The sequence below is a fragment of the Myxococcales bacterium genome, from assembly GCA_016703425.1.
Taxonomy (GTDB): domain Bacteria; phylum Myxococcota_A; class Polyangia; order Polyangiales; family Polyangiaceae; genus JADJCA01.
In genome coordinates, this window is the sequence record JADJCA010000012.1 from 39001 (window position 1) to 53365 (window position 14365).

Annotated in this window: 8 protein-coding genes; 6 read left to right on the forward strand and 2 right to left on the reverse strand. The window is 66.5% G+C overall.

Annotated features, from left to right (window positions below; genetic code table 11):
• Positions 1–5: 5 nt before the first annotated feature.
• Both IPG50_23125 and IPG50_23130 read left to right on the forward strand, forming a co-directional pair.
• A complete protein-coding gene (locus IPG50_23125; GenBank protein MBK6695075.1) occupies positions 6–1604 on the forward strand; it encodes a thiamine pyrophosphate-binding protein in 1599 nt (532 codons plus the stop codon).
• Positions 1601–2332, forward strand: coding sequence for a nitroreductase family protein (locus tag IPG50_23130; protein ID MBK6695076.1), 732 nt, complete (start codon positions 1601–1603; stop codon positions 2330–2332). The genes IPG50_23125 and IPG50_23130 overlap by 4 nt, the downstream gene beginning before the upstream one ends.
• Before the next feature lie 41 nt (positions 2333–2373).
• Here the strand turns inward: IPG50_23130 and IPG50_23135 are convergent, their stop codons facing one another.
• The gene (locus tag IPG50_23135; GenBank protein MBK6695077.1) at positions 2374–2646 is read right to left on the reverse strand and encodes a TMEM165/GDT1 family protein; all 273 of its coding nucleotides are present in this window, start codon (positions 2644–2646) and stop codon (positions 2374–2376) included.
• Between the two features lie 317 nt (positions 2647–2963).
• On the opposite strand from IPG50_23135, the gene IPG50_23140 reads away from it, so the two are divergent.
• From IPG50_23140 to IPG50_23150, 3 genes are all read left to right on the forward strand, one after another.
• Positions 2964–8579: a fibronectin type III domain-containing protein gene (locus IPG50_23140; GenBank protein MBK6695078.1), complete on the forward strand. Its 5616-nt coding sequence runs from the start codon at positions 2964–2966 to the stop codon at positions 8577–8579.
• Between the two features lie 42 nt (positions 8580–8621).
• On the forward strand, positions 8622–10424 hold the full coding sequence (locus IPG50_23145; GenBank protein ID MBK6695079.1) for a fibronectin type III domain-containing protein: 1803 nt from the start codon (positions 8622–8624) through the stop codon (positions 10422–10424).
• Positions 10425–10509: 85 nt separating this feature from the next.
• Positions 10510–11931, forward strand: coding sequence for a hypothetical protein (locus IPG50_23150; GenBank protein ID MBK6695080.1), 1422 nt, complete (start codon positions 10510–10512; stop codon positions 11929–11931).
• 4 nt (positions 11932–11935) lie between these two features.
• Here the strand turns inward: IPG50_23150 and IPG50_23155 are convergent, their stop codons facing one another.
• On the reverse strand, positions 11936–12907 hold the full coding sequence (locus IPG50_23155; protein ID MBK6695081.1) for a hypothetical protein: 972 nt from the start codon (positions 12905–12907) through the stop codon (positions 11936–11938).
• 194 nt (positions 12908–13101) lie between these two features.
• On the opposite strand from IPG50_23155, the gene IPG50_23160 reads away from it, so the two are divergent.
• Positions 13102–14313, forward strand: coding sequence for a hypothetical protein (locus IPG50_23160; GenBank protein MBK6695082.1), 1212 nt, complete (start codon positions 13102–13104; stop codon positions 14311–14313).
• The last annotated feature ends 52 nt before the right edge of the window (positions 14314–14365 follow it).

Sequence of the window (14365 nt, forward strand, 5' to 3'; positions counted from 1 at the left end):
CCTGGATGCCGAAGTCGCTTCAGTCCGCGCCCCCGCCAGCCGTCACCGCCCCCGAAGAGGGGCAACATCCCTCTGGGGTGATCCAGGCGCGGCCAACCCGCGCCGTTGACGTGTTCCTGCGCTATCTGAAGGCGGAAGGTGTCGACCACGTCTTCGGCATCGTTGGGGGGCTTCTCTACCCGTTCTTCGCGGCCGTCGAGGCCGACGCGGAGATCTGCCTCGTGACGAGTCGCCACGAGGAAGGCGCGGCGTTCATGGCCGACGGCTACGCGCGTGTGAGTCGCCGCATCGCCGTTTGCGCCGGCACATCAGGCCCGGGGGCTACCAACCTCCTCACGGGAGTCGCCTGCGCCTTTGCCGACGGCATTCCGATGCTCGTGGTCACCGGACAGGCGGCGTCGCATGCGCTCGGAAAGGGGGCCGCTCAGGAGACACCACGCGAGGGTATCGACATCGTCGACATGTTCCGCCCGGTGACGAAGTACTCCGCCATGGTGACCTCCGCATCGTCGCTCGCGCAGCACCTTCGTCGCGCCCTTCGCATGGCGTTGACGGGGCGTCAGGGCCCCGTTCACTTGAACGTCCCCGTCGACATTTGGGAAAAGGCCGCGGCGGAAGACTGGTTCGACCCGAAGACTTACCGGCCCGAGACGCACGCCTTCGATCGCCTTGCCGTTCAGCGCGCGGGCGATGCCCTCCTCGCCGCGAGGCGACCCGTCATTCTGGCCGGAAGCGGCGTCGGGCTGTCGGGCGCCGAGCAACACCTCCGCGCGCTCGCGGATCTCTTGCCGGCGCGGGTGGCGACGACGCCGAAGGCGAAGGGGGTCTACCCCGAAGATGCGGCTCAGTCGCTCGGCGTGTTGGGCTCGGCCGGGCATCGCGAGGCCCGGGAGACCATTCTCGGTAGCGCCGTTGACGTCCTATTTACCGTTGGGGCATCGCTCGGCGAGACGAGCACCTTCAATTGGACGCCGCTGCTTCAGCCTGCCGAAACGCTCATTCAGCTCGACATCGAGGCCGACCGCGTGGGGCGCAACTACCCGGTCGATATTCCGTTGGTAGGCGATGCCCAGAGCATCCTCGTCGAACTCGTCTACCACATTCATCGGCGCATCCGAGAGGGCTCGTTCCCTTCGTCGACCTGGAACGATGCACCGCCGCCCGTGCGTGGCGACGCGCGCTATGACGCGCCCGATTCGCGACGCTCGTTGGCGGTCCCCATCACGCCAGAGCGGTGGCGTGTGGAGCTTCAGAAAGTCCTGCCCGCCGACGCCGTCATCTTCTCCGACATTGGTGGGCACATGCTCTTCAACATTCACAACCTCGTGATCGGAGCGGGACAGAAATTCGTGCTCAACATGGGGTTTGGATCGATGGGGCACGGGACCGTGGCGCCCATCGGCGCCGCGCTTGCGTGTCCGGCGCGGCCTGTCATCGCCATCGTCGGCGATGGTTGCTTCACGATGAACGGCCTTTGTCGAAGAGGCGTTGCGCCGACGCCAGCCAGCGCTCATCGAAGTCCTCGTCGACGGTTCGGTGTGTCCGCCCCTCGGGGAGCGCGCCAAGTCGCTGGCCGGATTCATCGAGAAGTAGGCTCACCTTGAGCGCTCCTGTTTCCCGTGCGCTTCGTGCGCGTCGATCGGTAAGGCACTACACGGCCAACCACGTGGCGCGGGAGCTCATCGCCGACGTCATTGCGGACGCGGCGTGGGCGCCGTCGGGCGGCGATGACCAGCCGTGGGGCGTCGTTGCCGTTGCGCCGCCCAAGGCCCGTGAGCTTCGCGAGCGGTACGAGGCGCGGGCCTGGCACGCGCTCGCGCCAAAGATGGCGAGCGTTGTTGAGCGGCAGCTCGGCGCGGGTCAACCGGCCGACGTTCTTGTCGAACGCGTCCTCGCCAAGCTCGTGTCGGAAGCACGCTCCACCGGAGCCCCGTGGCTTCTTTTCGTGCATGGGCCGTCGCGGGTCGAAGACGAGGCGGCGCGCCTTCGGACCTTTCATCGAGCACTCGCCTCGCGCGTTCCGGCCGCTGAGCTTCCGAGCCACGAGGAGCTCACCGCCATGTGCGGGCCCGTGCATGCGGGCGTCGTTGCAGCGTCGATCGCGGGATTTGCCTACGCGCTGACGCTCGCGGCGCACGCGCGCGGCTTGGGAAGCTGCATCCAGCACCACTGGCTCGTATGGCGCGATTCCTTGGCGGCCGAACTTGAGCTTCCCGCCGGAAGGACCCTTGCGAGCGCCGTGATCGTGGGAGAATCCGACGGGTCGAGCGCCGCGTTGCTCCGGGCTGCGGAACGAGCGGCCCGTCGACCTGTCGACGTGTCGTTCAAGTAGGCGCAAAGTAGCCGGGCGGTAGCTGCGTGGTCAGCGCGCCCTCACTCCTTCCGCACCAAGAACAGCACGCCCATCGCGATGAACGCGGCGCCGGCGATGCGCCTGATCCATTGCGGCGGGATCACGCGGCTCACCGCTTCACCGGCACCCACGGCGATGGCGCTCGTGGCCACGAGCGCCAGCGCGGACCCCGCGAAGACCGTCCACTTCGACGAGGCGCCCGACGCGAGCGACAGGCCGGCGAGTTGCGTCTTGTCTCCGAGCTCCGCGAGAAAGATCGTTCCGAAGGTCGAGAGAAACAGCTTCCAGTCCATGCCGGTTAGCGTACCCCCTCACGAAAGTCAGTCGATCCGGCTCCGAGCCGGCCCGGTCCGAGCCGGCGCCGCGCTCCCAGAATCTGAGGCGACGATGAGCTCGCGCGAAAGCGCCTAAGTCCGCGTCGTCCGGACCGGCCGGTGGCCGCTGGGCGCCCTGAAGGCGCCTCCCACATACATGTTCTCCCCGAGCTTTTCGCCAGCGGGCCGTTTACAGCGAGGCCTCTTCCCGATACGCCAATAAGTACGGTCGGTCTTTTCGCGCAGCATTTTCGTGCGCGCGAGTTTGCTGTTCCTCCGGCCGACGGGGTCTTGCCATGCGTCGTGCGCTTTGGTTGAGTGCGTTCGTTCTCCTCGTCTCTGGCGCGAGCTGCAAGAGCTCCGGCGGCGACGACACCGGCGGCGGCGGCATCGCGCTGACGGAAGCCGGAACCGGCTCCGATGGTGGTCTCGGCGACGAGTCAGGAACGGGCACCGGCGGCCCCGTCGACAAGGTCGCGCCGCAGTTTGCCGGCGTCGAGTCGGTCACGGCCATCGACCAAAGTCAGATCGCGGTCACCTGGAAGCCGGCGACCGACGACGTCACGCAGCAGGGCACCATCGCGTACCGGGTCTACATCGGCGGGTCGGCCGGCGGCGAGAGCTTCGCGGCGCCCATCCTCACGGCACCCGCTGGCGCAACCGGCGCGACGATCCCATCACTCAAGGCAGGGACGCCGTACTTCATCGTCGTGCGCGCCGTCGATGGCGCTGGCAACGAAGACGCCAACACGGTCGAGAAGACCGCGACGACGACCGACACGGAAGCGCCGGAGTTTGCCGGCGTGAAAGATGTTGAGGCGCTGAGCGCGACGGAGGCCAAGGTCATCTGGGCCGCGGCGACCGACAACGGCTCCGACGCGAGCGCGATCAAGTACGAGGTCTATGCGTCGGCTACGCAAGGCGGAGAGAACTTCACGACGCCGACCTTGACGACCGCGCCGGGCGCGACGGAAGCGACGCTCTCAGGCCTCGCCGAAGCAAAGCCCGTGTTCGTGGTCGTGCGCGCCGTGGATGCGTTCGGCAACAAAGACATCAACAAGAAGGAGGGCGTGGGGGTTACGCTCGACAAGACGCCGCCCACCTTCGCGGGCGTGGCTACGGCCGTGGCGTCGGGGACGACGATTGGGCTCACTTGGGCCCCGGCCACCGACAACGTCGACGACGCCTCAGCGTTGACCTACCAGGTCTTCAGCGCCAACGCCGCCGGTGGGCAAGTCTTCACGACCCCGCTCGGCACGACGCTACCGGGCGTTACGACGTTCTCCGCGACGAACCTCAACGTCTCGACCAAGTACTACTTCGTCGTTCGTGCCAGTGACACGTCGGGAAACGTCGACGCCAACGTCATCGAGAAGAGTGCCACCACGGCCGCTTCGCCCGATGTGACGCCGCCGACTTTTGCGGGCCTCGTGACCGCCACCCCCACGACCGATCAGACCATCGACCTGGCCTGGAGCGCCGCCACGGACGACTTTTCGCCGCCCTCGCAGCTCGTCTACGACATCTTTCTCGCCAACGTGTCGGGTGGCGAGAGCTACGCATCGCCTTCCTTTACGAGCGCGGCCGGCGCCACCAGCTTCACGGTCACGGGCCTCACGCCGATCACCGACTACTACTTCGTCGTGCGAGCCCGCGACCAGGCCGGCAACCAGAACGTCAACACCATCGAGAAGCAAGCCAAGACGTTCCCCGACACGGTGCCGTCCACCTTCGCGGGGCTCGCCACGGCGGCTGTGACGGGACTGATGTCTATCCAGCTCAACTGGCCGGCGGCGACGGACGACATCAGTCCATCCAACGCCATCAAGTATCGCGTGTATCGCTCGACAACCCCGGGCGGCCAGACCTTTGGAACTCCCACCGTCAATGTTCCTGCTGGGCAAACGTCCGTGGACGTCACGGGGCTTTCGCAGAACACGACGTACTACTTCGTCGTCAGGGCCGTCGACGAAGCAGGGACGGAAGACGCAAACTCCATCGAGAAGAACGCGAAGACCGACGCCGACGTGACGCCGCCGACCTTCGCCGGCGCCAACACCTTCGTCTCCACCGCGCCGACCAGCCTGACGGTCGGCTGGGCGCCGGCCACCGACAACGTCACGCCGCAGAATCAGATCGTCTACCTCGTGTATTTGGCCACCTCGGCGGGCGGCGAGAACTTCCTGGGCGCGCCGACGTTCACCACCGCGGCGGGAGCCACGAGCGCGACGCTCACGTCCGGTCTCACGCAAGACACGCCCTACTTCGTCGTCGTTCGTGCGCGCGACGCTGTTGGCCGGGTGGATGCGAACGTGACCGAGCTCACCGTTTCGACGCAGAAGGACACGACGCCGCCCACGTTCGCGGGCGCTCAATCGGTTGGCTCGGCGACCGACCAGTCACTACGCGTCACTTGGCTCGCCGCGACCGACAACGTGACGCCGCAGGCCAACCTCACCTACCTGGTTTGTCGCACGACCACCAACGGGGGCTGCACCGGCAACAACTTCACGACCACGGCCACGGTGCCGAATGGCGGACTCAACTTCAATTTCACAGGCCTCGTCCCAAGCACGCAGTACTTCTTCGTGGTTCGCGCCCGTGACGCCTACAACAACACGACGCCCGCCGCCAACGACGTTCAGGTAAGCGGCAGCACCATCGATGACCTTGTTGAGCCGGTCTTTGCCGGTCTCACGAGCGCCGTGTCGAACTCGGCGACGACCATCGATCTCGCGTGGGCCGCCGCCACCGACGACGTCACGCCGGCTGGGCAGATTATCTACGACATCTACCAAGCGTCGGCCTCTGGCGCGGAGAACTACGCCAGCCCCACACACTCGACCGCTGCCGGCGCGACGACCTTCAAGGTGACGGGGCTGCTTCCGGGGCAACAGCGTTTCTTCGTCGTTCGCGCTCGTGATCAGAACGGCAACGACAGCAACAACACGCACGTCACCCCGGGGCAGGAGAAGTCCGCGACGGTGATCGCCGACTCCATTGCACCGACCTTCGCGGGCGTCACCGCCGTGAACAATCTCGCCGCCCCGGCCGGCTTCACGGGGCTCCAGGTACTGTGGAACGCGGCAACAGACAACGTGACGCCGCAGGCCAGCATCCTCTACGACATCTGCTGGTCCACGGGGGCTGCGTGTACGGCGAGCTTCACGCCGAGCGCCACCTCGGTGGCCGGCGCCACGAGCTACAACATTGCGGGGCTGCTTCTCAACACGACCTACAACGTCGTGGTTCGCGCTCGTGATCAGTACAACAATCGCGACACCAACGTTGTAAGCCTTGCCAAGAAGACGCTCGCGGACACGACGGCGCCGGTGTCTGGCGGACCGCCCCAGATCAGCGGCTCCACCTCGACGTCGCTTACCGTGTCTTGGCCGGCGGCGACGGACAACTTCCACGCCGCTGCCGCGCTGAACTACTTGGTCTGCCAGGGGACCACGGCCGCCGCATGCCAGGGCGCTGGCTTCACCGCGACCTACAGCTCGGCGGCCAACGAGCTGTCTCACACGTTCGCCGGGCTCGTGAACGGGCAGACCTACTACTACGTGGTGCGGCCGCGTGACCCGGTGAACAACATCGAGGCCAACAACACTCAGATCTCCGGCGTGCCCGCCAACGACACGACGCCGCCGACCTTCGTGGGCGTATCCGGTCTCACGGTCCAAAGCAGCACGGCCGTCTTGGTCCAATGGGCCGCGGGAACCGATGACGTCTCGACGCCCGGGCAGCTCGTTTACGACATCTATCGCTCTACGGTGCCGTTCGTGTTTCCGCTCTCGGCTCCGGTGATCGCGGCACCGCAATACACGTCGGGCGCCGGAGCCACGAGCTTCTCGGCCACCGGACTCACGCCCGATACCACGTACTACTTTCATGTACGCGCCCGTGACCAAGCCGGCCTCCGCAGCACCAACGCCGTTCAGCTCAACGCCAAGACGGATAAGGATGTGGTCAAGCCGACCTTCGCTGGCGTAAACGCAGTCAATCAGACCAGCAGCACATCGCTTCAGGCCACCTGGCTTTTGGCCACGGATGACACGACGCCCTCGAACCTGATCACGTACCAGGTCTGTTGGAGCACGATCGCGCCGGCGGCTGTGGGCGGTTGCGATGACACCTTCGTGGCGCTGGCCACGACGGCGGCCAACGCGACATCCTACACGGCCACGGGCCTGATCCCGAACAACGTCGGGGCCGCTCACACGTACTACTTCGTCGTGAGAGCCGTCGACGCGTACGGGAATGTCGACACGAACACGAACACGATCGGGCAGACGACGCTCAACGACACGACGAAGCCCGTCTTCGCCGGGGCGACCACCGTCGATAGCGTCACGTTCAGCTCGGCGCGAGTGAACTGGGCTGTCGCGACCGATGACTACACGGTGGCGGCCAACATGAAGTACCGCCTCTGCATCACGCAGGTGGCGGGGGGCTGCAATGCCGGCGCCTTCGTCACGGCGCAGACGGTGACGAACGTCACCAACTACACGTTCTCGAGCCTCACGCCGAACACCCAATACTACTGGGTCGTCCGTGCCGAGGACCAAGCGGGGAACGTGAATACGACGAACGAGAACGTGCAGGTGACGGCGACGACCAACCAAGAGACGACGCCACCAACGTTCGCGGGCCTTACGGGCGTGACCGTTCCGGCGGGAAGCCCCGGTGCGAGCGGCCTGCAACTCGCGTGGAACGCCGGCTCCGACACGTACACGCCGGTGACGAGCCTCGTCTACGACATCTACACGGGAGCGTCGCTTCCGCTCTCGGCGCCGACGTACGCGGCGGCGCCGCTCGTCTCGGTGCCGGGCATTGCTGGAGCGAACACCTACACGGTGACGGGACTCAGCCCCGGCACGCAGTATTGCTTCGTGGCGCGCGCCCGCGACCTCGCAGGAAACCGCGACACCAACACGGTGGGCTTCTGCGCGACCACTCGTCCGACGCTTCCAGGCTTCACGAGCCAGCCGACCGTGGGCAGCGTGGGCCAGACCACGATCCCGATCTCGTGGGTCGCGTCGTCGACGCCGGTCAGTGCGATCACCTACACGGTCTGCATCTCCGCGGCGAACGGAGGTTGCGACAACTTCGTGGGCGGCACCGCGGCGGCGACGACCACGACGCACAACTTCGCGGGGCTTACCGCCAACACGACCTACTACATGCGCGTCAAGGCCGTGAACTCAACGGGCACAACTTACTCGAACCAGGTCTCTGCGCTGACGGCCCCGATCCCGCCCACGTGGAATGGCGCGGTGACGTGTCAAGCCAACACGCTGTACCCCAGCTACCTGTTCGTCGGCATCAGCGCGGCGACGCCGGGCAGCTTCGCTATCGCCGGGTACGACTACTGCGCCTCCACGAGCGCGCTCGGCTGCTCGTTCTCGTTCGTCGACGAGGGCTACCTCAACGTTGGCAACACGTACATCGGTGCGCCAGCGCCTTGGAACCCTCCGGCGGGGAAGGGCAACACGACCAACGGAACGGCACTCCTTCCGAACACGGACTACTACGTCGTGGGCCGCGTTCGTGACGCCAACGGCAACGTGGACGTTTCGAGCGCAACGGTGTGCACCACGCCGATTTCCTACACGCAGAACGTCTTGCCGACGTTCACGGGGAGCTGCAACTACGCGGGCTGCCACGGCAACAACGGATACGGCCCGTGGACGCACGACTACTTCGCGTTCACCGACAACACCGCGGCGGCTTGCGCCGCCTACCCGAACTACACGGTGGCCGGCGGGAGCTGGGGGAATTCTCTCCTCTATCGCAAGGTCGCTGGCTCGCAGGGCATCTGCGGCGCCGCCATGCCCAACCCGACGGTCGGCTCGTTCTCCTTCTCAACCTTGCTCTCGCGTTGGCTCTCTCAGGGTCGCTACGAAAACTGAACTGGCGACCCGCTATTCACGAATGATGTCGGAGCTCTTGCTATGAAAACTCGCAGAATCGTCGGTCCCTTCGCGCTTCCGTTGCTCGGTCTCTTGGCCGGCGCTTGCGGGAGCGATGAAACGCCTGCGGGCAACAACGTTACGTGTGGCACCGGCACGCGTCTCGAGGGAACCGTATGCCTCTCCGATGGCGCGGGCCCCGGCGGCACGCTGCCCGACGGGGGCCCTGCGTCAGCCACGGACGCAACGACCGCGGGCGCCGCGGCGCCGCAATTCACCGGCGTCACCTCCGTCGCTCCCGCCACCACGACAAGCCTGCAGATTACATGGGACGCCGCCAAGGACACCACGACCCCCGCGGAGAAGCTCGTCTACAACGTCTACGTCGCCACGAGCGCCGGCGCGCAGAACTTCTCCGCGCCAACGTTCACCACGCCGCCCGGCGCCACGTCGGTCGTGCTGAGCACGTTCACCAACAACACGACCTACTTCGTGGTGGTTCGCGCCGTCAACGAAGCCAAGGTTGAAGACAAGAACACCGCGGAGAAGAGCGGCAAGACCGAGGCGGACTCCGTCGTGCCAGCCTTCGCTGGAGCCACGCTCGCCGAGCCCGCCGCGGACGGCTCACTCAAGATCTCGTGGACCCCCGCGACCGATGATCGCACGGCAGCGGCTGGCATGACGTACCTCGTCTACCTGGCGACCTCCGCCGGCGGCGAAGACCTGAGCGGCCCGAGCTACGTGAGCGATGTCGGCGCGTCGAGCATCGTCATCAAGAACCTCCCTGTCGCCGAGGGCACCTACTACGCGATCGTTCGCGCCCGGGACGCAGCAGGCAACCTCGACACGAACAAGGTGGAGGTCTCGGCGAAGAACGGAAAGGACACGAAGGCGCCGGTCTTTGCCGGGTGCACCTCCGCCACGGTCAAGGACGCCAGCACCATCACCGTCAGTTGGAAGGCCGCGACCGACGACACGACGCCCGCAGGGGCCATCGTCTACGACGTCTTTGCCTCCAAGACCGCCGGCGTGCAGGACTTCACGACGCCGACGGCGACGTTCTCATCCGGGACCCTCGGCGACGTCGGCGGTCTCTTGCCCTCGAGTCAGTATTTCCTCGTCTGTCGCGCGCGCGACTTGAGCGGCAACGCGGACACGAACAAGCTCGAGCGCACCGCGACGACGCTCTCCGACGGCACGCCGCCCACGTTCCTCGGGATCACCACCGTGAGCAACGTGACCTCCACCACGGTCGACCTCAACTGGGCCGCGGCGACCGACGACCAGACCATCGCTGGCGACATCGTCTACGACGTCTACCAAGCGGAGGCCGCCGGCGGCGAGACCTTCGGGCCGACACCGACGCTCAGTTCGCTGCCCGGGGCGACGAGCGTCACCATCCCCGACCTGACGCCCGCCAAGCAGTACTACTGGGTCGTCCGTGCGCGCGACAAGGCCGGCAACCGCGACCAAAACACCGTCGAAAAGACCGGGACCACGAAGGTCAGCTTTCAGCTCAACGTCTTCCCCATTCTTTCGCAACACTGCGCCACCGCCGGGTGTCACGTGGCTGGCAACCCGCCCTTTGGCCTCGTCCTGACGCCTCGTTCCATCGCCTACGGCAACCTGCTGCTCAACTCCGGAGAGGTGCCCGCGTCGAAGCGTGTCCTCGCAGGGGACTCCGCGAACAGCTACTTGTTCAAGAAGCTGAACGGCCCGCCGCCCGCGCCGCCGGCGCCGCCTGTGGGCGAACTGATGCCGCCGGCCGTCGCCAACGATGTCCTGACGGCCAACGAGCGGAATACGATCAAGAGCTGGATCGACCAGGGCGCGCTCAGCAACTGACGCCCCGGCAAACCGCTGGAAATTCGAGCCCGCGGCTCTTCCGAAAGGTTCATCGGCTGGGGCCGTTGCGGTACCATCGGCGCCCATGACTCGCGCCGCTTCGTCTTCGCTCTTCTTCCGCCTCGGACTCGTGCTCATGCCGCCCATCGCGGTGCAGGCGTGCTCGCTCATCAACGCCTTCGACGACGTGAAGCCCGCCGTGGGCGACGCGTCGACGTCGGGCGGCGACGGCGGCGACACCGAGGCTGGCGGTGGCGACGCCAGCGGCGACGGCAACGTGTCGACGGATGCGCCGGTGGTGGACACGGGCGTCGACGCCGGGCCCGAGGGCCTCGTTGTCGTTGCGGCGTTCCAGGCGGCCGGCATTGTCGGCGACGCGAGCGTGCCCGCTCGCTACGTCACGTCGGTGCTCAACGCCGCCGACGGGAAGGAGCTTTCTCGTGAAGTGCTCCCGATCATGGGGAGCATCTACGACGAGGGGGCCGACCTTTGGTATCTCTTCGAGGCCAAGGTCACCGACGCACCTGGCTCCAGCGGACCTTCACCCGATCCTTACGCCGGCGACTCGGTCTTCGTGCGTCTCCGGAAGCTCGCCTCCGACGGCAAATGGACGGAGCTGTCGCGCGTGCGCGTTCCCGTGCCAACCACGACGGGCGGCAACTTCGCAGCGCAAGCCGCCGCCTTGGACAACCGCCTCGCGTACCTGGCCTTCGCGCCCGATGCGGCCACGCCGGCCTCCCTCGTGGTGCTCGACACAACCGACGCCGGCGCTTTCGGTGACGCGTCGGTAGACGCGAGCTCATGGCTCGCGAGCGAGCTGCTGAGCGTGGCGCCCCTTGGCATCACCGGCTCGCGCCTCAATGGCAACAGCGACAACGTCACGTTGGTGCAGAACAAGTGTGTCGGCACGAACTGTCAGTTCGAGCTCTTTCCCATGAAGCTGCCGCACGCTTCGCTGAGCATCGCGCCGCGGGCGGGAGGGCCTGTGCCCGTGGGCAAGCCTTACAACTCGGGCACGACGCCGAATCAGGCCATTGGTGCGGCGGCCTACACGTCGCCCACCGAGTTGTTCGCGGTCCCCGGCTCGGCCACCGACGCGGGCGCCCTGCTCACGTCCTACTCGGCCGTCGACACCTTTGCCCTGAGCTCGGTTCCCTTTACGACTACGTCGGCAACGCCTGGGCAGTTTCGCAGTCTTGCGGTCTCCACGTGTTTGGAGGCGGCGTTCGTCGCCGAGCGGATCGGCAACTCCATCATCGCGGTCCCGCTGAAGGCAGGAGGGACGCCGCTGCAGATCGTCGCGTCGGGGACGGTGACCTTCGAGCCGTACACGAGCGCGCTACTCGTCGAGAGCAGCGGCAGCGTGTCGGCCTTCACCATTGCGGCCTCGGGAAACGGCTTCTCGCAGACGGCGCGGCCGGCGTTCAAGATGCCCAGTGATCTCAAGGCCTATCAGGTGGCTACGCGGCAGAGCCTCTCATTTCCGCCGGCCAAGTGCCCGAAGTAGCTCGTCAGGTTGACGACCCGCGCGCCGCGCCGCGGTTGAGTTCGCTCACCAAGTAGTCGACGACGCGCTCGAAGGGGTCGAACCCGAAGGCCTGGGCGACGGCAGGCCGCAGGTTCGAGTTCGCGTTGACGTCGTAGAAGACGAGGCGGCCGTCTTTTGCTTCAAGGTATTCGATGCCGGCGACGTCAAGGCCACCGGCGCGGACGATGCTGAGGCCAGAAGCCACGGCTTCGGGCGGTACCTCTTTGTACGGAAAGAACTCGACGGGCTTGGTTGGCTTCCTCTCGGGCACCTCGCAGTGGGAGTCGCCGCCGCCTTCCGGGTTGCACATCTCGGACGGGCACAGGTTGAAGGCGCCATGGGACACGACGCGCATCGCGTAGAGCAGCTCGTCGCCCAGAAATTCCATGCGCACGATGCCGCGCTCGGCGTCGACGTCGAAGTGCTCTTGCAGGAGCAGGAGGTTGTCGGGCGTCCACAGCTCGGGCTGGTCCCGGAGGAGCCGCCGCAGCTCATGCTTGGATTGGAGGAGGTACATCCTGGCGCCGCTGCCGCCTTGCTCCGGCTTGAGAAGCGCGGGCCATTCGGACCAAGCGTCGCAGGCGGCGTCGACGTCGTTGAAGGCCAGCGAGCGCGGATGAGCGATGCCGAGCTTCTTCATGAGCGATCCTTGCGCGCTCTTGCTCAGCTCAAGCGCAAAGGCGCCGGAGCCGTTGAGCACGCGCGCGCCCGCGAGCTCGAGGCTGCGCATCAGCGCCAGCGCCAGCGGTACGGCGCGCGTGTTGCTGCGCACGTACGCGCTCGGGCTCGCCTGGTTGAAGTAGAGCTTCGCCGATGGGACCTGATCGACGTCGAAGGCGGCACGCTTGAGGTCCAACGGTGCGAAGGAGATGCCCCTTCGGTCGAGGGCGGAAAAGAGCGGCTTTTGCCACTCGGGATGTTCGTGAAGAACGACGAGATCGACCACGGACGCCATGTTAGCCCAGGTGCGTAGGGCGCTCGCGGGCGCTAGGGAAGAGCTCTCGAGAGAACTCTTGCGACGCGTTGAGACTCAACCGTGCCGCTTGCCGCGCCTGAAACGGCGGTCAGGCCGAAGTCGATGCGCTAACGTTCGCGGCGCTCCCTGCTCGGCGTCGCCATCGCCTCGCCATTCACCTCGGACATCGCACCATGAAGTCTTTCGTTCACCGTCTTCCTCATCGTCTCGGCGCCGCCCTGCTCCTCGCCCTCCTGCCCGTTTCGTGTAGCTCCGCGCCGAGCGAAGGCCCGGCCGCAGCGGCCCCCCAGTGCAAGGTCGACGCGGACTGCGCAGCCAAGGCCGGCACGACCCGGTGCGATGTTGCCAAGGGAGCCTGCGTCGCGCCGCCGGTCGGCTACGAGCTCGGCAGTGGCGACGGCACGGCGAGCTCCGTCGACTTCACCGAGGTCGGGAAGTTCAGCAAGAACATGAAGCCGGTAGACTTGGCGTTTCATCCGACGCGAGACGCCGAGCTTTGGGTCGTAGGCTACGGAGACGACTCGGTGCAGGTGGGGACGGGCATCACGGGCGAACCGGCGTGGACGCGCTACTACGACCTTGCGGCGGGCCACTTCATGCATCGGCCCCCGGCGCTCGCCATGGGCCCCGGCGACACCTGGGGCACCTGTGGCAACAACGACAATTCGCAGAATGTCGCCGGCTCCGATGGGCAGGGGGAGCTCTTCATGGGACCGGCGCTGTTCTCGTCGGACCTCACGATTTTTCCGAAGCCCGCGACCGACCTCGGCTCGCACCTCGATATGTTGCATCACTCACCTCTGTGCCGAGGCATCGCCCACGTCGAAGCCAACGTGTATTGGGTTTTCAATGGCTACGACCTCTCGCTCGACCGCATCGACTTCGCGAAGGACCACGGGCCCGGCAACGACGACCACTCCGACGGCGAAATTTTTCAATACGCCGTGGGCCAAGTGAAGCCCGCAAGCGACGAGACCTCGAGCCACATGGTCTTCGACACCGACGGATTCCTCTACGTCGCCGACACTGGGAACCAGCGCATCGTGCGCCTCGACACGGCGCGCGGGCGTCGCAAGGGCAATCTGCCCCGGCGGTTGGAGCCGCTCGCCAAGAGCGGTGTCATGACGGACGCCGACGTCGAGGAGGTGATCCCGCGGGGCCAGCTCGACAAGCCCAGCGGCCTCGAGCTGCGAGGCGGCGCGCTCTACGTGACCGACGCCGCCACGAGCACGTTCCATGTCTTCCAGAAGGACGGGAAGAAGGTGAGGAGCCTCGCCACGGGCCTCCCACCGGGCTCGCTCTCTGGGTTCTCCTTTGGGCCCGAGGGCAAGATCTACTTCGTCGACAAGATCGGCAGCCGCGTCGTTCGCATCGACCCGAAGTAGCGGGACGCTCAGCGCCTCGACGTTGGCGCATCGCGCCGAAGAGTCGGCGGAG